This is a genomic window from Affinibrenneria salicis (assembly GCF_008710095.1).
Map to the genome: position 1 here is coordinate 24,254 of NZ_VYKJ01000019.1, position 22,258 is coordinate 46,511.

Genomic DNA, 22,258 nt, shown 5'->3' on the forward strand with positions numbered 1-22,258 from the left:
CCGTAAACCATCTGCTGGAGTGTGAACCAAAATGGCCCGGGATGACCGTGAACCTATCGGACGTAAAGGGCGTCGCTCAGGACGTAAATCCGAACGCCAGCCGGCGCAGCGCCGTCGCGGCGAGGATGACTACGACGACGATTATGATGACGATGAATATGATGACTATCAGGATGACGATGATCCGGATGACGAGGACGTAATGGCACAGAAACCGCGTAAAAAACGCCGCTGGCTGGGATTGATCGTTAAATTGATCCTGGTGTTCGTGGTGCTGATGGCAATTTACGGCGCCTGGCTGGATAGCCAGATCCGCAGTCGTATCGACGGCAAAGTCTGGCAGCTGCCGGCCGCGATTTACGGCCGCATGGTGAACCTTGAGCCGGGCATGGCCTACTCGAAGAAAGAGATGGTCAATCTGCTGGAGGGGATGCAGTATCGCCAGGTCACTCGCATCACCCGGCCGGGTGAGTTTAGCGTCCACGCCAACGGCATCGAGATGCTGCGGCGGCCGTTTGATTTTCCGGACGGCAAAGAAGGGCAGATCCGGGCGCGTCTGACCTTCAGCAACGATCGTCTGTCGCAGATCCAGAATCTGGACAACCAGCGCAACTTTGGTTTCTTCCGCCTCGATCCGCGCCTGATCACTATGCTGCAGTCGCCGAACGGCGAGCAGCGTCTGTTCGTGCCGCGCAGCGGCTTCCCGGATCTGCTGGTCGATACCCTGATCGCGACCGAGGACCGGCATTTTTACCAGCACGACGGCATCAGCTTTTACTCCATTGGGCGCGCGCTGCTGGCCAACCTGACCGCCGGTCGGGCGGTGCAGGGCGGCAGCACCCTGACCCAGCAGCTGGTGAAAAACCTGTTCCTGACCAACGAGCGTTCGCTGTGGCGTAAGGCGAATGAAGCCTACATGGCGCTGATCATGGACTACCGCTACAGTAAGGATCGCATCCTTGAACTGTACCTGAACGAAGTCTATCTCGGTCAGAGCGGCAGCGATCAGATCCGCGGCTTCCCGCTGGCCAGCCTGTACTATTTCGGCCGGCCGGTGGATGAGCTGAGTCTCGATCAGCAGGCGCTGCTGGTCGGGATGGTGAAAGGCGCTTCGTTGTACAACCCGTGGCGCAATCCGCAGATTACCCTGGAGCGGCGCAATCTGGTGCTGCGCCTGCTGCAGAATCAACAGATTATCGACGCCGAGCTGTATGACATGCTCAGCGCGCGTCCGCTCGGCGTACAGCCGAAAGGCGGCGTGATTAGCCCGCAGCCCGCCTTCGTGCAGATGGTGCGCAAGGAGCTGCAGCAGAAGCTGGGCGAGAAAGCCGCCGATCTGTCCGGCGTGAAGATCTTCACCACGCTCGATCCGGTGTCGCAGGATGCGGCGGAAAAATCGGTCGAAGAGGGGATTCCGGCGCTGCGCGCGGCGCGTAACGTTAATGACCTTGAAGCGGCGATGGTGATCGTCGATCGTTTCAGCGGCGAAGTGCGCGCGATGGTCGGCGGGGCGCAGACGCAGTATGCCGGCTTCAACCGCGCTCTGGAGGCCAGAAGGCCCGTCGGTTCGCTGGCCAAACCGGCTACCTACCTGACCGCGTTGAGCGAACCGGATAAATACCGTCTCAATAGCTGGCTGGCCGATGAGCCGGTGGCCTTTAAGCAGCCTAACGGTTCGCTGTGGCAGCCGAAAAACTACGATCGTCAATTCCGCGGGCGGGTGATGCTGGTGGATGCGCTGGCGAATTCGCTTAACGTGCCGACGGTTAACCTGGGGACGGCGATTGGGCTGGATCAGATCAGCAACACGCTGCAGCATCTGGGCATTCCGGCGGCGGTGATCGAGCCGGTGCCGGCGATGTTGCTGGGCGCGATCAGCCTGACGCCGGTGGAAGTGGCGCAGGAATACCAGACGATCGCCAGCGGCGGCAACCGCGCGCCGCTCTCGTCGTTGCGTTCGGTGATCGCCGAAGACGGCACGGTACTGTATCAGAGTTTCCCGCAGGCCGAACGGGCGGTGCCGGCCCAGGCGGCTTACCTGACGCTGTACGGTATGCAACAGGTGGTGGAACGCGGCACCTCGCGTTCGCTGGCGGTGAAGTTCCCCAACTTCCATCTGGCGGCCAAAACCGGGACGACTAACGATCTGCGCGACAGCTGGTTCGCCGGCATCGACGGCAAGGAGGTCGCCATTAGCTGGGTGGGGCGCGATAACAACGGCCCGGCCAAACTGACCGGCGCCAACGGCGCGTTGACGCTGTACCGTCGCTATCTGGAGAATCAGACGCCGTTGCCGCTGATGCTGACGCCGCCGGAAGGGATCAGCACCATGGTGGTCGGCGCCGACGGCAACTTTATCTGTAACGGCAGCAGCGCCGGCCGCACTCTGCCGGTCTGGACCGAAAATCCCCAGGCGCTGTGCCAGGCCAGCCAGCCGACGCAAAGCGCGCCCGCGCAGCAAAACGGCGAGGGCGTGGCCGACTGGATTAAAGATATGTTCGGCCAGTAAATCTGCGCAAGCCCCCGTTTGACGGGGGCTTTCAGCGTGGCGCAGACTGCAGCCGACGTTTCATCCCGCTCTATTCCCCGCGTTTCCGCCAAACCCGCGTTAAGTTCATGGTTTTAATTCAACTTGCGGATGAGAATCACTTCCGCCTATGATGCCGCTCAGCTAACCATTATTATTGTTTATGCCCGCGCTTCTTCAGGGGCGGATTCGCGTCATCATCCGCTGCCGCGTGGGTTTCGCTCAGTCGGCGACCGCCGGCCGTCGGGCGACGACGTCCGCCATGCCGTGGCGACATTCCAGTCTGCCGGCCGGTTGCGTTCGGCGTCTGTCGACAATCGAGTTTGCCGTGAAAAATCAGGACTATGCAAAACACGACTTATTCTCAGGAAAATACGTTCACATTGCAGGATGCCAGTTTTTCTGTCGCCGGACGCGCTTTATTGCATCCGCTGTCGCTGACATTTCCCGCGGGTAAGGTGTGTGGCCTGATTGGTCATAACGGCTCCGGTAAATCGACGCTGCTGAAAATCCTCGGCCGCCATCAGCCGGCCAGCGGCGGCGGCGCGCTGTTGGGGCAGCGGCCGCTGGCCGACTGGGATAACAAGACGTTCGCGCGTCAGGTGGCCTACCTGCCGCAGCAGTTGCCGGCGGCGGAAGGGATGACGGTGCGCGAGCTGGTGGCGGTGGGGCGCTATCCGTGGCACGGCGCGCTGGGGCGCTTCGGCCTTGCCGATCGGCAGAAGGTCGACGAGGCTATCGCGCAGGTGGGGTTACGGCCGCTGGCCCAGCGTCTGGTGGATAGTCTGTCCGGCGGCGAACGGCAGCGGGCGTGGCTGGCGATGACGCTGGCGCAGGATAGCGGCTGCCTGCTGCTGGATGAGCCGACCTCGGCGCTGGATATCGCTCATCAGGTCGAGGTGCTGGCGCTCATTCAACGCATGAGCCGGCAGCGCGGCCTGACCGTGATTGCGGTATTGCATGATATCAATATGGCGGCGCGCTACTGCGATTATCTGGTGGCGCTGCGCGGCGGCGAGATGATCGCTCGCGGAGAGCCGAACGAGATTATGCGCGCCGGGGTGCTGGAGGCCATCTACGGTATCCCGATGGGCATTCTGGCGCACCCCGCAGGCGGGGCGCCGGTCAGCTTTGTCTGTTAATCCCTGGTAAAGGTGCTTTCCCGCATGTCTCTGCCCGTTTGTTATCCCGACCGCACCCGCCGCCGTCTGCTGACCGCGCTGATGTTATCCCCTCTGCTGGCCGCGCCCGGCGTTCTGGCCGCGGGGCGTCCCGATCTGCAACGCATCGTCTGTCTGGAGTGGCTGCCGGTTGAACTGCTGCTGGCGCTGGACATCATGCCGCTGGGCGTGGCGGACAAACATAATTACCGCCTGTGGGTAAAAGAACCGCGTCTCGATGAGCGGGTGGTCGATGTCGGCCAGCGCACCGAACCCAACCTTGAACTGTTGACCCAACTGCGGCCATCGCTATTGCTGTATGCGCAAGGATATGGGCCGTCGCCGGATAAGATGGCGCGGATCGCGCCCGGCCAGGCCTTCCCTTTCAGCGACGGAAGCGGTAAACCGCTGACGCTGGCGCAGCACTCCCTGCGCCAGCTGGCCGGACGGCTGGCGGTCGTCGATCGCGCCGAGCGGCATCTGGCGCAATTCGCCGGATTTATGGCGCGCATGCAGGTTACGCTGCGCCCCTATACGGATCGCCCGCTGCTGCTGTTCTCTTTTCTCGATAGCCGGCACGTGCTGGTTATCGGTAAAAACAGCCTGTTCCAGGAGGTGATGACGCAAATGGCGATCCGCAATGCCTGGCAGGGAGAGACTAACTTCTGGGGCAGCGCGGTGGTGGGGATCGAGCGGCTGGCCGAGGCGGGCGATGCCCGCGCGCTGTGTTTTTCGCATGGCGATCGACAGATCTTCGGGCACATCAGCGGCAGTCCGCTCTGGCAGGCGTTACCCTTCGTGCGGCAGCGGCGCTGGCGACGCGTTGAGGCGGTCTGGCCTTACGGCGCCACGCTGTCGGCGATGCGTTTTTGCCAGGTGCTGGCGCAGTCGATGGAGGCCGACGATGAAGCCGAATAGTCAACGCTGGCTGGCGTTGTTGGTACCGTTAACGTTGCTGCTGGCCGCCGCCGTATTAAGTCTGCACAATCTGCATCGTCAACTGCCGTTTCAGCTCTGGCCGCAGGCGCTGCGTCATCCCGCGGCGGACGATATCCGGCAAATTTTGTTTTACTACAGCCAACTGCCCCGGCTGTCGCTGTCGTTGCTGGTCGGGGCCGGATTGGGGCTGGCCGGCGTGCTGTTTCAGCAGGTGCTGCGCAATCCGCTGGCCGAACCCGCTACGCTGGGGATCGCCACCGGCGCGCAGCTGGGGGTGACCGTCGCCACTCTGTGGGCGCTGCCGGGCGGGGCGCAGATGCAGCAGGGGGCGGCGCTGTTGGGCGGACTGCTGGCGGGCGGGCTGGTTTTCGGCGTGGCGTGGGGAAAACGTTTATCGCCGGTGACGCTGATTCTGGCCGGGCTGGTGATCAGTCTGTACTGCAGCGCGGTCAATCATTTGCTGGCGCTGTTTAACTATCAGCAACTGCAAAACTTATTTTTATGGAGCAGCGGCGCGCTCAACCAGCAGGACTGGCGCAGCGTGCTCTTTGTTTTGCCGCGTCTGGCTCTCTGTTTTGCATTGGCGTTGCTGCTGTTGCGTCCCCTGACGCTGCTCGGTCTTGATGACGGCGTGGCGCGTAATCTGGGGCTGGGACTGGCGGCGGCGCGGCTGATTACGCTGGGGCTGGCGGTGTTCCTGAGCGCCCTGATGGTGAACGCGGCGGGCATCGTCGGTTTTGTCGGGCTGTTCGCGCCGCTGCTGGCGCGCCTGCTCGGCGCCCGCCGCCTGCTGCACCGACTGTTGCTGGCGCCGCTGCTGGGCGCTTTGTTGCTGTGGCTGACCGATCAAATCATGCTGTGGCTGACGTTTGTCTGGCGCGATATCCCGACCGGCGCGGCCACCGCATTGATCGGCGCGCCGCTGTTGCTGTGGCTGTTGCCGCGCCTGCGTGCCGCCGGGCAGACGCCCGATATACGGCCGGTCAGCGTGCCGGTCGAGCGGCGTCGCTGGGGGCGCTGGGTGGCAGCAGGGTGTTTGTTGCTGCTGTTGACGGTCGTGCTGGCGCTGATGTTCGGCCGCGATGCGCAGGGTTGGTTCTGGGCCAGCCCCGACCAGCTGACGCAGCTGTGGCCCTGGCGCTGGCCGCGCACGCTGGCCGCGCTGTCCGCCGGGCTGATGCTGGCGCTGGCGGGTACGCTGATTCAGAAGCTGACCGGCAATCCGATGGGCAGCCCGGAAGTGCTGGGCATCAGTTCGGGCGCCGCATTCGGCGTGGTCATCCTGCTGTTTCTGCTGCCCGGCGACGCTTTTGTCTGGCTGCTGCCGGCCGGGAGCCTGGGCGCGGCGTCGACCCTGCTGCTGATTGTGCTGATGGCCGGGCGAGGCGGTTTTTCTCCTCAGCGTATGCTGCTGGCCGGTATCGCCGTCAGCACCGCGTTTACTACGCTGATTACCCTGCTGCTGGCCAGCGGCGACCCGAGAATGGGCAACGTATTGAGCTGGATTTCGGGTTCCACCTATGCGGTGGAGGGGCGTCAGGCTTTGAGCGCCGCACTGATCGCGCTGATTTTATTACTGCTGGTGCCATTCTGCCGGCGCTGGTTGCGTATTTTACCGCTCGGCGGCGTCACGGCCCGCGCGGTTGGCGTGCCGTTAACGCCGGCGCGCCTGACGTTATTGCTGCTGGCGTCGATCCTTACCGCCGCCGCTACGTTGACGGTCGGTCCGCTGAGCTTTGTCGGATTGATGGCGCCGCACCTGGCCCGGATGATGGGTTTCAGTCGGGCCGTGCCGCAACTGGCCTGTTCGGCGGTGATTGGCGCCCTGCTGATGGTGACGGCCGACTGGTGCGGCAGGATGATTCTGTTTCCCTTCCAGATCCCGGCCGGGTTGCTGGCGACGTTCATCGGCGCGCCTTACTTTGTCTATCTGTTGCGCAAACAGGCGCGTTAACCCGTCGCGAACGTACCGGTATATACTGGGGCGTTTTCAGTATTAAACGGACAGGAAGCAACGTGAGCAAAGAGATCGATAAACTGGCGTGGCTATGTATTCGCGAGCGGCGCCTGCTGGGCGCGCGCAGCGAAAATAAAACGCTGTATTACATTCCGGGCGGCAAGCGCGAGGCCGGCGAAAATGATGAGCAGGCGCTTTGCCGTGAAGTGAAGGAAGAGCTCTCCGTCACCCTGCTGCCGGATACGCTGCGCTATGCCGGCACTTTCCGCGCGCACGCGGAAGGCAAAGCCGAGGGCGTGCAGGTTAAAATGACCTGCTACTTCGCCGATTTTATCGGCGAGCTGCGGGCCGCTGCGGAAATCGCGGAAATACGCTGGCTGTCGGCGCAGGATGGGGAGCAGTGTTCGCCCGCGGCGCGGCTGATTTTTGAACATCTGCATCAGCAGAGGTTGATCGACTGAGCCCTTGCCCGGGCCTTTTGACGGCAGGACGCACGATTTTCACGACCGGTGAATTTTTAAGGTAAAAACCGGGGCGTTGGCCACGTCGCCGGTGAAGCCGGCTAGCCGAATCTGGCGCGCTGCTGGTCATGATTGGGCTTTGCTCTGAGTTTCGTCCGGCGGGCCAGCGCGAGCCTTGTTCAACGTTTCCCCGCTAAATCTATCGGCGGCTCATGCCGCTACGCCCACGGGTTAATAACAAACGTTGTTATCAGTAAGGCCCGCGTTGCGGGCCTTTGGCGCGTGGATTTACAGTTTCGCGAAGCTGCGGCGAGCCGCTTCGACGGTCTGCTCGATGTGGGCCGGCGTGTGGGCCAGCGACATAAAGCCGGCTTCGAATGCGGACGGCGCCAGATAAACGCCTTGCTCCAGCATAAGATGGAAGAAACGCTTAAAGCGTTCCGTGTCGCAGGCCAGCACATCCTGATAACAGGTCACCGTTTCGGCCTGGGTGAAGAACAGTCCGAACATGCCCCCCACGTGGTTAATCGCCAGCGGGATGCCGCTGTCCCGCGCCGCCGCAAGCAGGCCGTCGGCTAACCGGGTGGTAAGCTGCGTCAGTTTTTCATGCACGCCCGGTCTGGCGACTTCCCGCAGGCAGGCCAGTCCGGCGGCCATCGCAATCGGGTTGCCGGAAAGCGTACCCGCCTGGTAGACCGGGCCGGTCGGCGCCAGCGCCAGCATGATGTCGCGTCGTCCGCCAAACGCGCCGACCGGCATGCCGCCGCCGATGATTTTGCCCAGGCAGGTCAAATCGGGCGTCACTCCGTAGTAAGCCTGGGCGCCGGCCAGCGCGACGCGGAAGCCGGTCATCACCTCGTCGATAATCAGCAGGGCGCCGAATTCATCGCACAGCGCGCGCAGGCCGGGCAGAAAGTCCGGCTGCGGCGGGATGCAGTTCATGTTTCCCGCCACCGGTTCGACGATGATAGCGGCAATCTCCTGCGGAAAACGGCTGAACGTCTCGCGCACCGAGGCCAGATCGTTATAGGTGCAGGTCAGCGTATGGCGAGCGAAATCCGCCGGCACGCCCGGTGAATTAGGCTGGCCGAGCGTCAGAGCGCCTGAACCGGCCTTGACCAGCAGACAGTCGGCGTGGCCGTGGTAACAGCCCTCGAATTTGATGATTTTATCGCGCCCGGTAAAACCGCGCGCCAGACGAATGGCGCTCATCGTTGCTTCGGTTCCCGAGTTGACCATACGCACCATGTCCATGCTGGGCACCAGCCCGGTCACCAGCCGGGCCATATCGACTTCCTGTTCGGTCGGCGCGCCGAAGCTCAGTCCGCGCTGCGCGGCGGCGATCACCGCCTCGCGGATCGCCGGGTGATTGTGGCCGAGGATCATCGGCCCCCAGGAGCCGACGTAGTCGATATAGGCGTTGTCGTCGGCATCGTACAGGCAGGCGCCGTCGGCGCGCGCGATAAACAGCGGCGTGCCGCCCACGCCGCTGAACGCGCGGACCGGTGAGTTAACACCGCCGGGAATTAATTGCTGCGCTGCAGCATACAAATTTTCGGATTTATTCATTACCTGACCCTGATAGACGCATTAGCCTGAAGAATAACGTTTATGCCCGCTACCTTTCAAGCCGCTGCGCGGCCCCGCGTACGCGTCGATCGACAGGGATAAACCGGTCCGCGGCGTTGCATAACAACGGCGGCGGCCGATATTGTGATATGCGGATTTTTTGCGAGTATGCCTTTCATACTTCAGATTGCGGCTGCGTTGGCTTTTCTTGCTCACCCCAGTCACTTACTGGTGTAGACTGCAGGGATTCGCTGCGTCGCCGCCTTCCCGCAACGCGAATTATTTTGGGTATGGAATCTGTGCGTATCTGATTGATGCGCTCTTCATGCGCGGATTGTGAATCGGGCAACTGATTTATCTTTCCTGCGGCGTTTTTTCTGTGTAAGCCGCTATTCGACAACGTTTGCGTCGTGATAAAACGCGGCTGGCGTGTGTTGTCGCCGCTCAGCCGACGGATCGGGGGACAAGCAAAATGAAGGCGCGAGTCGCCGGTAAAGTTTTTCGTCGTCCTTGACTCGTGCGGGAGTCAACTGTTGAACGTTTGAGCGTGCTATAAGATAATGAGACTAATCGTCAGGTGATGATGCGCACCATCTGATACCAAATAAGGTTGGAGTAAAGAATATGAGTGACGATGTTGCATTGCCTCTGCAGTTCACCGATGCGGCGGCGAACAAGGTAAAAAGCCTGATCGCGGATGAAGAAAACCCGGCGTTAAAGCTGCGCGTATATATCACCGGCGGCGGCTGCAGCGGTTTTCAGTATGGTTTTACCTTTGACGATAAAATCAACGACGGCGACATGACCATTGAGAAACAGGGCGTGGCGCTGGTGGTCGACCCCATGAGCCTGCAGTATCTGGTCGGCGGCTCGGTCGATTACACCGAGGGCCTGGAAGGCTCGCGTTTTGTCGTCAGCAACCCGAATGCTAAAACCACCTGCGGCTGCGGTTCTTCGTTCAGCATCTGACTTTGGCGCAGGCCCCGGCCCGGTCGCGCGCACAATGTCGGCGCGGCCGTCCTGGCCTGTTCACCATTCCACGGTAATCAGCCGCACGTTTTGACTTTTCCCGCCATCGACCATCCGCGCCTGCGTCGGCCTGGACTCGCTGATCCTGGCTATCGGCGCCGCCGCCTGTCGGCCGCCGGGCAGGTTGCACTGCGCCCGCAGCGTCATATCGCGCTGTTCGTTCACGCCGCAGCCGGGGGCGATCTCCAGTTTGACCTGGATCTGCCCCTGCATCTGCCGGGCCGGCAGCGCGGCGGAGACGCACAGCAGAAGCCCCGCACATAGAGAAACGGTTTTCATTTTTTTCACCTGGTGTTAAAAGCGGCCCGCGGGCCAAAACGTTTTTATTGCCGGCCAGTGGCCGTGGACGCTGTACGTCCTTATCGTTGCTCTGAGACTATCATCAGAATATACATTAGGGGAATTGAAGATTTAGCTGGCTGGATGGCTGAGTCGGTGGCGCGCGACGGGCGCGTACAGGAGAAGGGATACGCAGGTTTGAAATGCCCCGGCGGTCCGAATTCAGGCCGTCGGGGCGGGCGAGCCGTGCGCTATTTAGCGGTCGGCAAGCGCCTGCAGCATGGTTTCCACCATGCGGGTCGACTGTTTCGCCGCTACCGCCAGAAATTCGTCAAAGCTGAGGTGAGACTCGCGATCGGCCACGTCGGAGATGGCGCGCACGACGACGAAGGGGACCGAGAACTGGTGGCAGACGTGCGCAATCGCCGTGGCTTCCATTTCTACCGCAATCGCCTGCGGGAAGGTGGCGCGAATGCGCGCCAGCGGCTGCGCGCCGTTGATGAAGGCGTCGCCGCTGACCACCAGCCCGCGCACCGCGTTAAGCTGCAGCCGGGCGATCGACGCCTGCGCCAGTTCGATCAGCGCGCCGTCGGCGATAAACGCCGGCGGGCAGCCGGCCATCTGGCCCGGCTCGTAGCCAAATGCGGTGACGTCCACGTCGTGGTAGCGCACCTCGTCGGAAATCACGATGTCGCCGACGTTGAGGCTCGGCGCAAGGCCGCCGGCCGAACCGGTATTGATTACGACGTCCGGCTGACAGTGTTCCAGCAGCAGCGTAGTGCCGAGCGCGGCGGAGACTTTGCCGATGCCTGATTTCAGCAACGCAACCTCCACGCCGTTGATCCGGCCGCTGTAAATCTCACAACCGGCGCGTTTGATCGTGGTGCGGTTGTCAATCCGATCCCGCAACAGGGTCACCTCTTCTTCCATGGCGCCGATAATTCCTGCTTTCATCTTGTTTCCCCGCAAAGTTGTTATTAACAGCCATTAATCCTGGTCGACTAGTCTATCATGGCTACGGCGGAGAAATAATGGATGACGGTTGCGCGTTAAGGTCCGAAGTGTTATCACCCAGAAGACGGCTTCACAGGGAGAACCTATGGCGGATATCGATTTTAAACAAAAGATCAGTTTTCAGCGTCCCTTTAATAACCGGATGAATGAACCGGAAGATGAGTACGCGATTGTCCGGCAGTTTGAAAGCGATCGCGGCCGGATCATTAACTCCGCGGCTATCCGCCGTTTGCAGCAAAAGACCCAGGTTTTCCCGCTGGAGCGCAACGCGGCGGTGCGTTCGCGCCTGACTCATTCGCTGGAAGTACAGCAGGTTGGCCGCTATATCGCGAAATATGTGCTTGAGGATCTAAAACGCGACAACAGGCTGGAGGCGTACGGGCTGGCGCAGCTGCAGATCCCGTTCGAAAGCATGGTGGAAATGGCCTGTCTGATGCACGATATCGGCAATCCGCCGTTCGGCCATTTTGGCGAGTCGGCCATTAATAACTGGTTCAGAAAACGTATCGGGCTGGCCGACGGGCATGAGGAGGCGATCGACGCCGATAACTGCGCGCTGCCGTTTCTGCGCCTGCGCGCGGGCGAAACGGAGCGTAATGCGCTGCGCTGCCGCATTCGTCAGGACTTGTGCCATTTTGAAGGCAACGCGCAGGCCATCCGCCTGGTGCATACGTTGCTGAAATTGAATCTGACCTATGCCCAGGTCGGCTGTATCCTGAAATATACCCGGCCGGCCTACTGGCGCGGCGCCATTCCTGACGCCTATCACTATCTGATGAAAAAACCGGGCTACTACCTGGCGGAAGAGGCGTTCGTGACGCAACTGCGCGGTGAACTGGGTATGCAGGAGCATCATCGTTACCCTCTCACCTACATTATGGAAGCGGCGGACGACATTTCTTACTGTATCGCCGATCTGGAAGACGCGGTCGAAAAGGACATTTTTACCGTCGCTCAGCTGCATGACTATCTGCTGCGGTCGTGGGGCGAGCCTCAGCCCGGCGATCTGTTCACTAAGACCGTCGGCAAAGCGTTTGATTTAATGACCCGCAGCCGCTGGCGCAGCAGCGACGATCAGTTTTTTATGAACCTGCGCGTTTTCACGGTGAATAAACTGGTGCCGCATGCGGCTCAGCGTTTCCTGCACAGTTTGCCGGCGATTTTCGACGGCTCGTTTAATCAGGCGCTGCTTGAGGATGAGAGCGCAGAGAATAAATTGTTAAAAACCTTTAAGCGCGTCGCGCTGCAGCAGGTGTTTAACCACCATGAGGTGGAACAACTCGAACTCCAGGGCTACCGGGTGATCGGCGGCCTGCTTGATATTTACAGTCCGCTGCTGGCGTTATCCAGCGCCGATTTCCATCAACTGGTCGAGCGGGACTACCATCCCGACTATCCGATAGAAACGCGGCTGTACCACAAACTCTCCAGCAAACACCGGCTGGCCTACTGCGAAGCGGTGGATAAATTGACGGCGCTGACGCCGGACGAACGAGAGATTTATGAGTATTACTACCGGGCGCGTTTAATCCAGGACTATATCAGCGGCATGACCGATTTGTATGCCTATGACGAATACCGGAGGCTGATGGCGGCGGATTAACCACAGTTTTTGTAAACGGAGTCAATATTTCCTTACTAATCGCTGTTTATCATCGCTGAACTTTGGGTTTACACATTTATCTCATACGGCAAGGGTCGTAGCAAAAGGCCGTTGATTTTTCTGTGGGAATACTATGAGACATGACGCGATGAAAAGAAAATCGTTGGTTTTGAGTGCGCTAGCACTGAGTCTGGCTATGGCCTTCGGGCCACTGGCCGCCACGGCGGCAGAGACGGTGTCCGCCACCAGTCAACAGCTACCCAGCCTGGCCCCGATGCTGGAAAAAGTTATGCCGTCCGTAGTGAGCATCAACGTTGAAGGGCAGGCGCAGGTGAAGCAAGCGGATGTGCCCTCTCAGATGCAGCCTTTCTTCGGCGAGAATTCGCCGTTTTGTCAGGATGGTTCGCCCTTTCAGCAGTCGCCGCTGTGTGATAGCGGCCCGGATGACGACAACGGCGACGGGGACTCGCCCGCCCGGCAAACTTTCCAGGCGCTGGGCGCCGGGGTGATTATCAATGCGCAGAAAGGCTATGTCGTCACCAATAACCACGTAGTCGATAACGCCGATAAGATCCAGGTGCGGCTGTCCGACGGCCGGAAATATGATGCGAAAGTCATTGGTAAAGATCCGCGCTCCGATATCGCGCTGATTCAGCTGCAGAGCTTTAAAAACCTGACCGAGGTCGGTCTGGCGGATTCAGACCGCCTGCGCGTCGGGGATTACGCGGTCGCTATCGGCAACCCTTATGGCCTGGGAGAAACGGCGACGTCCGGCATTATCTCCGCGCTGGGCCGCAGCGGATTGAATATCGAAAATTATGAAAACTTTATTCAGACCGACGCCGCGATTAACCGCGGCAACTCCGGCGGCGCGCTGGTCAATCTTAACGGCGAGCTGATTGGCATCAATACCGCGATTCTGGCGCCCGGCGGCGGCAATATCGGTATCGGTTTCGCCATTCCCAGCAATATGGTGAAAAACCTGGTGGCGCAGATGATCGAGTACGGCGAGGTCAAACGCGGCGAGCTGGGGATCACCGGGACCGAGTTGAACGCCGAGCTGGCGCAGGCGATGAAGGTTGATGCGCAGCGCGGCGCCTTCGTCAGCCAGGTCCAGCCGAAATCGGCCGCGGCGAAAGCCGGGATAAAGGCCGGCGATGTGATTGTTACCCTAAACGGGAAGGCCGTCAGCAGCTTCGCGGCGCTGCGCGCCCAGGTAGGCACAATGCCGGTGGGCAGTACGATTACGCTCGGCCTGCTGCGGGAGGGCAAACCGGTGACGGTCAACGTGACGCTGGAGCAAAGTTCGCAGTCTCAGGTTGATTCCGGCAGCATCTATTCCGGTATTGAAGGCGCGGAACTGAGCAATCTGCAGTCCGAAGGGATGCGCGGGGTAAAAGTGGACAACGTGAAGGCTGGTTCGGCCGCGGCGCGCGTGGGTCTGCAAAAGGGCGATATTATTCTGGGGGTCAATCAGCAGCCGGTAGCCAATCTCGGCGAACTGCGTAAGATTCTGGACAGCAAACCCTCGGTGCTGGCGCTGAACGTGCGGCGCGGTGATAACGATATCTATCTGTTGATGCAGTAAACCGTCACGATTGCCGCGTCACCGGGTACGGTCGTGTCGCCCGGTGGCGCGGTGCCTCTTCTCTGCGCGGCGCGCCGTCGCGCCTTTTCTTTGTTATCGACCGTTCGCCGTTTTCCCTTGTTCTGTGACCTTATACGCAATTCCCTGCCGTCCCGCGGCTGTTTTATGCGTCGTCCGCTGCCATCGCTGGCGGGCAGGCGTTATGCTGGTGCATAACGAACGTTTTGTTTGCGCTGGAGTAAATATGGCCGTTTATCACCTGGATGCCCGACTGGCGCAGGATATTGTCGCGCGCACCATGAAAATCATCGATAGCAACATTAACGTGATGGATGCGCACGGGAAAATCATCGGCAGCGGCGATCCCGAGCGTCTGGGCGCGCTGCACGAAGGGGCGCTGCTGGCGTTGTCTCAGGGACGGGTCGTGGATATTGATGACGGCGTGGCCCGCCATCTGCACGGCGTGCGGCCGGGGGTTAATTTGCCGTTGCGTCTGGATGGCGAAATCGTCGGCGTGATCGGGTTGACCGGTAACCCGGGCCAGTTGCGGCAGTATGGCGAACTGGTTTGTATGACGGCTGAAATGATGCTGGAGCAAACGCGTCTGCTGCACATTCTGGCGCAGGACAGCCGGCTGCGCGAAGAGTTGGTGTTGAATCTGATTCGCACCGACGAACTGTTGCCGGCGCTGACGGAGTGGGCGCAGCGGCTGGGGGTCGATCTGAATCAGCCCCGCGTGGTGGCGGTCATCGAGGTTGATAGCGGCCAACTGGGCGTGGACAGCGCGATGGAGGAGCTGCAGCAGTTGCAGACGTTGTTGACTATGCCGGAGCGCGATAATCTGATCGCCATTGTCTCGCTCTCCGAAATGGTGGTGCTGAAACCGGCGCTGAACGGCCATGCTCGCTGGGATGTGGAAGAGCAGCGGCGCCGGGTGGATTCGCTGATGTCGCGCATGGCTGAAAGCAGCCGGCTGCGGGTGCGCATCGCGTTGGGTAATTATTTCACCGGCGCCGGCAGCATTGCCCGTTCCTATCGCACGGCGCGCACGACGATGGCCGTCGGCAAACAGCGGATGCCGGCGCAGCGCTGCTATTTCTATCAGGATCTGATGCTGCCGGTGCTGCTCGACAGTCTGCGCGGCGGCTGGCAGGCCCAGGAACTGGCGCAGCCGCTGGCGAAGCTGAAGGCGATAGATAGCAATGGATTATTGCGTCGCACGTTGAATACCTGGTTTCGCCATAATGCGCAGCCGGGCGCCACGGCGAAAGCGCTGTTCGTGCATCGCAATACGCTGGAGTACCGGCTTAATCGCATTGCGGAGCTCACCGGGCTCGATCTGGCGAACTTCGACAACCGCCTGCTGCTGTATATTGCGCTACAGCTGGATGACGAAGCCTGCTTACGCTAGGCGTTCTTTTTAATATGATGAAATATAGCGTATTTTTTATTTCTGTGTCTTTATCGCCAAATACATGCACAAAGATTAACAATATAACGTGATCGTATAAATTATCGCGAAACAGTATTTTTGCCCCTTTCCCTTATCCTCTATTGTTATTTCCATATTCAACTACGTTGAAAGCGCGGTCTGGCGGCGCGTTACCCCAGACGGCGTCGATATATCTGAATATGTCCGACAGGTTTTGCCCGGTAAAGGCAGCTCGTTGCCCTCAATTCTGCGGTGGATAACTACAAGTACATCTTAAGGGAGTGATAAATATGTCGATACGTCGTTTGGGGCTGTCTCTGGCCGCCGCCTCGCTGTTGTTCGCCGGCATGGCATCCGCCGCAACGGATTTGCTCAACGTTTCTTATGATCCGACGCGTGAGCTTTATCAGCAGTACAACGCGGCATTTATTAAGCACTGGAAAGAAACGACGGGTGAAACCCTCAATATCAAAAATTCGCACGGCGGCTCCGGCAAACAGGCGCGCTCGGTGATTGACGGCTTGCAGGCCGATGTGGTGACGCTGGCGCTGGCGGGCGATATTGATGCGCTGAATCTGAATCAGCCGCTGATTGATAAAAACTGGCAGGCGCGTTTGCCGGACAACAGCACGCCTTATACCTCGACCATTGTGTTCCTGGTGCGCAAGGGCAACCCGAAACAGATCAAAGACTGGAACGATCTGATCAAGCCGGGCGTGGAAGTGATTACGCCAAATCCGAAAACTTCCGGCGGCGCGCGCTGGAACTTCCTGGCGGCCTGGGCTTACGCCAGGAGCCTGCCGGGCGGCAACGATGAGACGGCGTTAAAATTCGTTACCGATCTGTATCGCCATGCCCCGGTGCTGGATACCGGCGCGCGCGGCTCTACCATCAGCTTTGTGCAGCGCGGCCTGGGTGACGTGCTGCTGGCCTGGGAAAACGAGGCCTATTTGTCGCTGCATGAACAGGGCGGCGACCAGTTGGAAATCGTCACGCCGTCGCTGTCTATTCTGACTGAGCCGCCGGTGGCCGTGGTGGATAAAGTGGTGGAGCGCAAAGGGACGCAGAAACAGGCCGAGGCCTATCTGAGCTATCTTTATAGCGACGAAGCGCAGCGCATTATCGGCAAAAATTTCTATCGTCCGCGCAACCCAAAGATTGCTGAAGAATTTAAAAATCAATTCGCTCCGGTAAAACTGGTTACAATTGATGAAGAGTTTGGCGGATGGAAAGTCGCCCAGCCTAAGTTCTTTAACGATGGCGGCGTTTTCGACAAAATATTCAGTGAAATTAATAAATAATGTCTCTGTTCCGCCGTCAGCGCCATCGTTGAGTGGCGCCGGCGGCGGACCTCGCATCACCGGTATGAGATTGACGATATTCATTAAAGGCTTTCTATGTCACAGCGCATTTCCCCGGTAATTCCTGGTTTCGGATTGACTCTTGGATTCAGCCTCAGTTACCTCGGGTTAATTGTATTAATTCCGCTTGCCGGCATGTTTCTCTATGCCAGCCAACTGACGCTGACCCAATTCTGGGATTTGATCACCAGCCGTCAGGTGCTTTTTTCCCTGCAACTGTCGTTTGGTACGGCGTTAATGGCCGCATTGGTTAACGGTATTTTAGGCACGCTGCTGGCCTGGGTACTGGTGCGCTATACGTTTCCCGGTCGCAAAATCATCGACGCGATGATTGATATGCCGTTCGCTCTGCCTACGGCGGTGGCAGGGATTGCGCTGACTTCGCTCTATGCGCCGAACGGACTGGTCGGCTCGCTGTTTCCTTTCAAAATCGCCTATACCAGTATTGGCATTACGCTGGCGCTGATCTTCGTCACCCTGCCTTTCGTGGTGCGCACGCTGCAGCCGGTGCTGGCGGATATTCCCAAAGAGATAGAGGAAGCGGCCAGCTGCCTGGGCGCGCGTCCGCTGCAGATTTTCCGGTATGTTTTAATCCCCACACTGTTGCCCGCGTGGCTAACCGGCTTTGCGCTGGCGTTTGCCAGAGGGGTAGGAGAGTATGGTTCAGTGGTATTTATTGCCGGCAACATTCCGTTTAAAACGGAAATTTTACCCTTGCTGATCGTCTCTAAACTTGATCAATATGACTACAAGGGCGCTACCGGTATTGGCGTGTTTATGCTGCTGGTTTCTTTCATTATGCTGCTGCTGATTAATTTATTGCAGCGCCGTATCCAACCGAAACTGTAAGGCGGCAAGGCGATGGAGCAGGTTATTTCGGTACAGACGAAGGCGCAGGAACGCCGCAAAAAGCGTTCTGTAACCTATTATGTGTTGGTAACGCTGGCATGGGGCGTTTTCTTTTCAATTCTGGTGCTGCCGCTGCTGATGGTGGTAACCCAGGGCATGGCGAACGGCGTCGGCGCGTTCTGGGAAGCGATCAGCGAGCCCGATGCGGTCGCGGCGCTTAAATTAACGCTGTTGGCCACGGTGATCTCCGTACCGCTGAATATGATCTTCGGGCTGGCGACGGCGTGGTGCGTCACCCGGTTTGAGTTTCGCGGCAAGAGTTTCTTGCTGTCGCTGATCGATTTGCCGTTTTCGGTTTCGCCGGTGGTGGCCGGTCTGGTCTATGTGCTGCTGTTCGGCGCGCAGAGCAAACTTTATCCCTTCCTGATGGAGCACGACCTGCAGGTGGTGTATGCCGTCCCCGGTATTGTGCTGGCGACGATTTTCGTCACGCTGCCCTACGTGGCGCGCGAACTGATCCCATTGATGGAGCAGCAGGGTACCCAGGAAGAAGAGGCGGCCAGACTACTGGGCGCCAGCGGCTGGCAGATGTTCTGGTATATCACGCTGCCTAACGTGAAGTGGGCGCTAATTTACGGCGTAGTGCTCTGCACCGCCCGCGCGATGGGCGAATTCGGCGCGGTGTCCGTAATTTCCGGCCATATTCGCGGGCTGACCAATACCCTGCCGCTGCACATCGAAATTTTGTACAACGAATACAACATTGTCGCCGCTTTTAGCGTCGCGATTCTGCTGCTGGTGATGTCGCTGGTGATTCTGCTGCTGCGGCAGTGGAGTGAAGGGCGTCTGGCTAAGCAAATAGAGAAACAACAGGAGTTGGCCAAAAATGAGCATTGAGATTCAGAACATTAATAAACAATTTGGCCAGTTCAGAGCGCTGCAGCAAATCAACCTGGCGATCCAGAGCGGCGAACTGGTGGCGCTGCTGGGGCCTTCCGGCTGTGGTAAAACCACGCTGCTGCGGATTATCGCCGGGCTGGAAACGCCGGATAGCGGTAGTATTATTTTTAACGGTCAGGATGTTTCGGTGCACGACGTGCGCGAACGTAACGTGGGTTTTGTATTCCAGCACTACGCGCTGTTCCGCCATATGTCGGTGTTCGACAATGTGGCCTTTGGCCTGCGTATGAAGCCCAAAAAGCTGCGGCCGTCGAAGGGCGAAATCGAAAAGAAAGTGCATGAGCTGCTCAATATGGTACAGCTGGACTGGATGGCCGATCGCTATCCCGAACAGCTTTCCGGCGGCCAGCGTCAGCGCGTGGCGCTGGCGCGCGCGTTGATTGTCGAACCCAGCATTTTGCTGCTTGATGAACCCTTCGGCGCGCTGGACGCTAAAGTGCGTAAGGAACTGCGTCGCTGGCTATCGCAACTGCATGAAAATATTAACCTGACCTCGGTATTTGTCACCCACGATCAGGAAGAGGCGATGGAAGTGGCCGATCGCATCGTGCTGATGAACAAAGGGGTGATTGAACAGATTGGTTCGCCGGATGAAGTGTATAACCATCCGGCCAGCGAATTTGTCTATCACTTCCTGGGCGACAGCAATCGGCTGAAGGTTCAGCAGTCGGATAAAGTCATTCTGTTCCGGCCGCATGAAGTCTCGCTGTCGGTCCAGGCCCAGGAGGGGTTCCAGCCGGTTGTGGTGCGTGACATTCGCCCGCTGGGCGCGTTGACGCGTCTGTCGCTGAAACTTGATGAGCAAAGCGAATTGATCGAGGCTGAAGTGGCGAAAGACGACGCCAGCCTGAACGGCCTGAGAAAGGGAGACGTGATTCAATTCAAACCAAAGGTCTACAGCTACGACTGGGAAATCTGATGATTTTCTGACGGGGCTGCAGTCTTACGCCATAAAATTTCTAGAAAACGCCTTTTCGGGGCGTTTTTTTATGGCAGAAAATAACGGCGTCGGCGCAGACCCGATCAAAGGGATAGCATTATTCCTCCGTCATACTCCCTATAGACCGCGTTCATCCACCGGTGAGGGAACCTCGCCCCGCCGGGGTCAACGCTAATAGGGGGCTGTCTGGCTTCGTCCGGCTCGAATCTGAAAACAGACGCTCACTGGCACGACACGTGCAAGATAAAAGACCAGATGGATGTACTTCAGGGAAGGAAGATAACAAGGAAATGGTGGGTCGTGCAGGATTCGAACCTGCGACCAATTGATTAAAAGTCAACTGCTCTACCAACTGAGCTAACGACCCGCTGAAGTGGTGGGTGATGACGGGATCGAACCGCCGACCCCCTCCTTGTAAGGGAGGTGCTCTCCCAGCTGAGCTAATCACCCACTTCAGGTTTTAGTAAGAAGACCGCTGGTGCGAGTCTGGTGGGTGATGACGGGATCGAACCGCCGACCCCCTCCTTGTAAGGGAGGTGCTCTCCCAGCTGAGCTAATCACCCAAACTCACTTCTTCTTACTTAACACAACGAGACACTCTGATGAGTGGTGGGTGATGACGGGATCGAACCGCCGACCCCCTCCTTGTAAGGGAGGTGCTCTCCCAGCTGAGCTAATCACCCCCGCTGTGTTGGAGTCGCATTATAGGGATAGTTGAAAGTGAGTCAACGCTTTTTAAAAGTAAAATGTCCGTTCGTCGTAAATTTAGTCAGGATGTTCTGTTTCTGCGCGCGGGCGCTGATTGTTTATGCATAAATGCGCGCAATCGGCGCATTGCCGGCGGTTACGGCGTTGAGGAATCGGGGCAGAGTGATAGAATGTTGCCCACTTTTGAATCTGAGTCTGCGCCGGATCGTTCATGCCGGCAATCGTTACGCAATAAGGTCGTTATCCCAATGAAAATCAAAACTCGTTTTGCGCCCAGCCCGACCGGTTATCTGCACGTCGGCGGTGCGCGCACTGCACTGTACTCCTGGCTGTATGCACATAGCCAGGGAGGCGAATTCGTACTGCGCATTGAAGATACCGATCTTGAGCGTTCGACCCAGGCGGCGATCGACGCCATTATGGACGGCATGAACTGGCTGAACCTTAGCTGGGATGAAGGCCCGTATTATCAGACCAAACGCTTCGATCGCTATAATCAGGTGATCGACCAAATGCTGGAGAACGGCACGGCCTATAAATGCTACTGCTCAAGAGAACGGCTGGACGCGCTGCGTGAAGAGCAGATGGCTAAAGGCGAGAAGCCGCGTTATGACGGGCGTTGCCGCGATGGGCATGAACATCATAGCGACGATGAACCGCACGTGGTGCGTTTTCGCAATCCGCTGGACGGTTCGGTGATTTTTGACGATAAAATCCGCGGACCGATTGAATTCAGCAACCAGGAGCTGGACGACTTGATTATCCGCCGCACCGACGGTTCGCCCACCTATAACTTCTGCGTAGTGATTGATGACTGGGATATGGAAATCACGCATGTGATCCGCGGCGAGGACCACATTAATAATACGCCGCGTCAGATCAATATCCTGAAGGCGCTCGGCGCGCCGGTGCCGGAATATGCCCATGTTTCGATGATCCTTGGCGACGATGGTAAAAAATTGTCCAAACGCCACGGCGCGGTGGGCGTGATGCAGTATCGCGATGACGGCTATCTGCCAGAAGCGCTGCTGAACTATCTGGTGCGTCTGGGCTGGTCGCACGGCGATCAGGAGATCTTCTCCCTTGATGAAATGAAACAGTATTTCTCGCTGGAGGCGGTGAGCAAGTCGGCCAGCGCGTTCAATACGGAAAAACTGCAGTGGCTAAACCACCACTATATTAATAACCTGCCGGCTGACTATGTCGCTACGCATCTGGCCTGGCATATCGAACAGGCGGGTATCGACACCCGTAACGGCCCGCAGCTGTCCGAGCTGGTGGCGCTGCTGGGCGAACGCTGCAAGACGCTGAAAGAAATAGCCGCTTCCTGCCGCTATTTCTACGAGGATTTTCAGCAGTTCGATGCGGATGCGGCCAAAAAACATCTGCGGCCGGTAGCCCGCCAGCCGCTGGAACTGGTGCGCGATAAGCTGGCCGCGATAACGGAATGGACGGCGGAAAATATTCACCACGCCATTCAGGGTTCGGCCGATGAGTTGCAACTGGGGATGGGCAAGGTCGGCATGCCGCTGCGCGTGGCGGTAACCGGCGCCGGCCAGTCGCCGGGCGTGGACGTGACGGTACATGCGGTTGGTCAGCAGCGTGCGCTGGCGCGCATTGACAAAGCGCTGGCCTTTATTGCCGCGCGTGAGGCGCAGCAATAATTCCGTCCTGCGGCGGAACGCTTTTGCCCGTCGCGCGCGGGCGTTATCTTTGCCCCCGCTTCCCGGGGGCGAGTTCGGCGCATGTCGCATACGCCCTGTTCCCGCGGCCTGGAAGATGAAAGGGCCGTCAGCCAGCCGGTATATTTAGCGGCTGGCCGTTTTTTTCTTCGCTGCTCTCTTCCCTTTCTGTGGCTCTGTCATCACTGGCCGGCGTTCGT

At 58.9% G+C, this 22,258-nt stretch carries 17 protein-coding genes and 4 tRNA genes; 14 read left to right on the forward strand and 7 right to left on the reverse strand.

The window, feature by feature from the left end; genetic code table 11:
* Nucleotides 1-31 precede the first annotated feature (31 nt).
* From mrcB to FJU30_RS24250, 5 genes are all read left to right on the forward strand, one after another.
* Nucleotides 32-2,509: a bifunctional glycosyl transferase/transpeptidase gene (gene mrcB, locus FJU30_RS24230; RefSeq protein WP_150437530.1), complete on the forward strand. Its 2,478-nt coding sequence runs from the start codon at nucleotides 32-34 to the stop codon at nucleotides 2,507-2,509.
* A gap of 362 nt (nucleotides 2,510-2,871) precedes the next feature.
* A complete protein-coding gene (fhuC, locus tag FJU30_RS24235) occupies nucleotides 2,872-3,669 on the forward strand; it encodes a Fe3+-hydroxamate ABC transporter ATP-binding protein FhuC (RefSeq protein ID WP_150437531.1) in 798 nt (265 codons plus the stop codon).
* Nucleotides 3,670-3,693: 24 nt separating this feature from the next.
* A complete protein-coding gene (gene fhuD / locus FJU30_RS24240; protein WP_150437532.1) occupies nucleotides 3,694-4,605 on the forward strand; it encodes a Fe(3+)-hydroxamate ABC transporter substrate-binding protein FhuD in 912 nt (303 codons plus the stop codon).
* Nucleotides 4,592-6,580, forward strand: a complete 1,989-nt coding sequence (gene fhuB / locus FJU30_RS24245) for a Fe(3+)-hydroxamate ABC transporter permease FhuB (RefSeq protein WP_150437533.1) — start codon at nucleotides 4,592-4,594, stop codon at nucleotides 6,578-6,580. Before fhuD ends, fhuB begins: the two co-directional genes overlap by 14 nt.
* Before the next feature lie 62 nt (nucleotides 6,581-6,642).
* Nucleotides 6,643-7,044 (forward strand): NUDIX hydrolase, encoded by a 402-nt coding sequence (locus FJU30_RS24250; RefSeq protein WP_150437534.1) that lies wholly within the window; start codon nucleotides 6,643-6,645, stop codon nucleotides 7,042-7,044.
* Nucleotides 7,045-7,332: 288 nt separating this feature from the next.
* Here the strand turns inward: FJU30_RS24250 and hemL are convergent, their stop codons facing one another.
* Nucleotides 7,333-8,613, reverse strand: coding sequence for a glutamate-1-semialdehyde 2,1-aminomutase (gene hemL, locus FJU30_RS24255; RefSeq protein WP_150437535.1), 1,281 nt, complete (start codon nucleotides 8,611-8,613; stop codon nucleotides 7,333-7,335).
* Nucleotides 8,614-9,237: 624 nt separating this feature from the next.
* Between hemL and erpA the strand changes: the two genes are divergently transcribed.
* Nucleotides 9,238-9,582 carry an iron-sulfur cluster insertion protein ErpA gene (erpA, locus tag FJU30_RS24260; protein WP_150437536.1) on the forward strand — a complete coding sequence of 115 codons (345 nt, stop codon included), beginning with the start codon at nucleotides 9,238-9,240 and terminating at the stop codon, nucleotides 9,580-9,582.
* 60 nt (nucleotides 9,583-9,642) lie between these two features.
* Here the strand turns inward: erpA and FJU30_RS24265 are convergent, their stop codons facing one another.
* A complete protein-coding gene (locus FJU30_RS24265) occupies nucleotides 9,643-9,921 on the reverse strand; it encodes a hypothetical protein (protein ID WP_150437537.1) in 279 nt (92 codons plus the stop codon).
* A 255-nt stretch (nucleotides 9,922-10,176) separates the two neighbouring features.
* A complete protein-coding gene (mtnN, locus tag FJU30_RS24270; RefSeq protein ID WP_150437538.1) occupies nucleotides 10,177-10,875 on the reverse strand; it encodes a 5'-methylthioadenosine/S-adenosylhomocysteine nucleosidase in 699 nt (232 codons plus the stop codon).
* A 145-nt stretch (nucleotides 10,876-11,020) separates the two neighbouring features.
* Here mtnN and dgt point away from each other — a divergent pair, with 145 nt between their 5' ends.
* From dgt to FJU30_RS24305, 7 genes are all read left to right on the forward strand, one after another.
* Nucleotides 11,021-12,538: a dGTPase gene (gene dgt, locus FJU30_RS24275; RefSeq protein WP_150437539.1), complete on the forward strand. Its 1,518-nt coding sequence runs from the start codon at nucleotides 11,021-11,023 to the stop codon at nucleotides 12,536-12,538.
* Nucleotides 12,539-12,686: 148 nt separating this feature from the next.
* Nucleotides 12,687-14,126: a serine endoprotease DegP gene (degP, locus tag FJU30_RS24280; RefSeq protein ID WP_150437540.1), complete on the forward strand. Its 1,440-nt coding sequence runs from the start codon at nucleotides 12,687-12,689 to the stop codon at nucleotides 14,124-14,126.
* A 244-nt stretch (nucleotides 14,127-14,370) separates the two neighbouring features.
* A complete protein-coding gene (locus tag FJU30_RS24285; protein ID WP_150437541.1) occupies nucleotides 14,371-15,537 on the forward strand; it encodes a CdaR family transcriptional regulator in 1,167 nt (388 codons plus the stop codon).
* A gap of 317 nt (nucleotides 15,538-15,854) precedes the next feature.
* On the forward strand, nucleotides 15,855-16,859 hold the full coding sequence (locus FJU30_RS24290; protein ID WP_395858859.1) for a sulfate ABC transporter substrate-binding protein: 1,005 nt from the start codon (nucleotides 15,855-15,857) through the stop codon (nucleotides 16,857-16,859).
* A gap of 96 nt (nucleotides 16,860-16,955) precedes the next feature.
* The gene (cysT, locus tag FJU30_RS24295) at nucleotides 16,956-17,768 is read left to right on the forward strand and encodes a sulfate ABC transporter permease subunit CysT (protein ID WP_150437543.1); all 813 of its coding nucleotides are present in this window, start codon (nucleotides 16,956-16,958) and stop codon (nucleotides 17,766-17,768) included.
* A 12-nt stretch (nucleotides 17,769-17,780) separates the two neighbouring features.
* Entirely contained in the window at nucleotides 17,781-18,665 is an 885-nt protein-coding gene (cysW, locus tag FJU30_RS24300) for a sulfate ABC transporter permease subunit CysW (protein WP_150437544.1), read from the forward strand.
* The gene (locus FJU30_RS24305; RefSeq protein WP_150437545.1) at nucleotides 18,655-19,647 is read left to right on the forward strand and encodes a sulfate/molybdate ABC transporter ATP-binding protein; all 993 of its coding nucleotides are present in this window, start codon (nucleotides 18,655-18,657) and stop codon (nucleotides 19,645-19,647) included. The genes cysW and FJU30_RS24305 overlap by 11 nt, the downstream gene beginning before the upstream one ends.
* Nucleotides 19,648-19,959: 312 nt before the next feature.
* On the opposite strand, the gene FJU30_RS24310 is transcribed toward FJU30_RS24305, so the two are convergent.
* The 4 genes from FJU30_RS24310 to FJU30_RS24325 all read right to left on the reverse strand — a co-directional run bounded on the left by FJU30_RS24310 (nucleotide 19,960) and on the right by FJU30_RS24325 (nucleotide 20,351).
* A tRNA-Lys gene (locus FJU30_RS24310) sits at nucleotides 19,960-20,035 on the reverse strand.
* Nucleotides 20,036-20,042: 7 nt separating this feature from the next.
* Nucleotides 20,043-20,118 (reverse strand) — tRNA-Val (locus FJU30_RS24315).
* A gap of 37 nt (nucleotides 20,119-20,155) precedes the next feature.
* Nucleotides 20,156-20,231: transfer RNA gene (locus tag FJU30_RS24320), tRNA-Val, on the reverse strand.
* A 44-nt stretch (nucleotides 20,232-20,275) separates the two neighbouring features.
* Nucleotides 20,276-20,351: transfer RNA gene (locus FJU30_RS24325), tRNA-Val, on the reverse strand.
* Nucleotides 20,352-20,624: 273 nt separating this feature from the next.
* Here FJU30_RS24325 and gltX point away from each other — a divergent pair.
* Nucleotides 20,625-22,040 carry a glutamate--tRNA ligase gene (gltX, locus tag FJU30_RS24330; protein ID WP_150437546.1) on the forward strand — a complete coding sequence of 472 codons (1,416 nt, stop codon included), beginning with the start codon at nucleotides 20,625-20,627 and terminating at the stop codon, nucleotides 22,038-22,040.
* The last annotated feature ends 218 nt before the right edge of the window (nucleotides 22,041-22,258 follow it).

What these genes read in the sequence shown, in the direction of transcription:
- mrcB (WP_150437530.1), top strand. Translation starts at nt 32, where the DNA reads ATGGCCCGGGATGACCGTGAACCTATCGGACGTAAAGGGCGTCGCTCA.
- fhuC (WP_150437531.1), top strand. Translation starts at nt 2,872, where the DNA reads ATGCAAAACACGACTTATTCTCAGGAAAATACGTTCACATTGCAGGAT.
- fhuD (WP_150437532.1), top strand. Translation starts at nt 3,694, where the DNA reads ATGTCTCTGCCCGTTTGTTATCCCGACCGCACCCGCCGCCGTCTGCTG.
- fhuB (WP_150437533.1), top strand. Translation starts at nt 4,592, where the DNA reads ATGAAGCCGAATAGTCAACGCTGGCTGGCGTTGTTGGTACCGTTAACG.
- hemL (WP_150437535.1), bottom strand. Translation starts at nt 8,613, where the DNA reads ATGAATAAATCCGAAAATTTGTATGCTGCAGCGCAGCAATTAATTCCC.
- erpA (WP_150437536.1), top strand. Translation starts at nt 9,238, where the DNA reads ATGAGTGACGATGTTGCATTGCCTCTGCAGTTCACCGATGCGGCGGCG.
- FJU30_RS24265 (WP_150437537.1), bottom strand. Translation starts at nt 9,921, where the DNA reads ATGAAAACCGTTTCTCTATGTGCGGGGCTTCTGCTGTGCGTCTCCGCC.
- mtnN (WP_150437538.1), bottom strand. Translation starts at nt 10,875, where the DNA reads ATGAAAGCAGGAATTATCGGCGCCATGGAAGAAGAGGTGACCCTGTTG.
- dgt (WP_150437539.1), top strand. Translation starts at nt 11,021, where the DNA reads ATGGCGGATATCGATTTTAAACAAAAGATCAGTTTTCAGCGTCCCTTT.
- degP (WP_150437540.1), top strand. Translation starts at nt 12,687, where the DNA reads ATGAAAAGAAAATCGTTGGTTTTGAGTGCGCTAGCACTGAGTCTGGCT.
- FJU30_RS24285 (WP_150437541.1), top strand. Translation starts at nt 14,371, where the DNA reads ATGGCCGTTTATCACCTGGATGCCCGACTGGCGCAGGATATTGTCGCG.
- cysT (WP_150437543.1), top strand. Translation starts at nt 16,956, where the DNA reads ATGTCACAGCGCATTTCCCCGGTAATTCCTGGTTTCGGATTGACTCTT.
- cysW (WP_150437544.1), top strand. Translation starts at nt 17,781, where the DNA reads ATGGAGCAGGTTATTTCGGTACAGACGAAGGCGCAGGAACGCCGCAAA.
- FJU30_RS24305 (WP_150437545.1), top strand. Translation starts at nt 18,655, where the DNA reads ATGAGCATTGAGATTCAGAACATTAATAAACAATTTGGCCAGTTCAGA.
- gltX (WP_150437546.1), top strand. Translation starts at nt 20,625, where the DNA reads ATGAAAATCAAAACTCGTTTTGCGCCCAGCCCGACCGGTTATCTGCAC.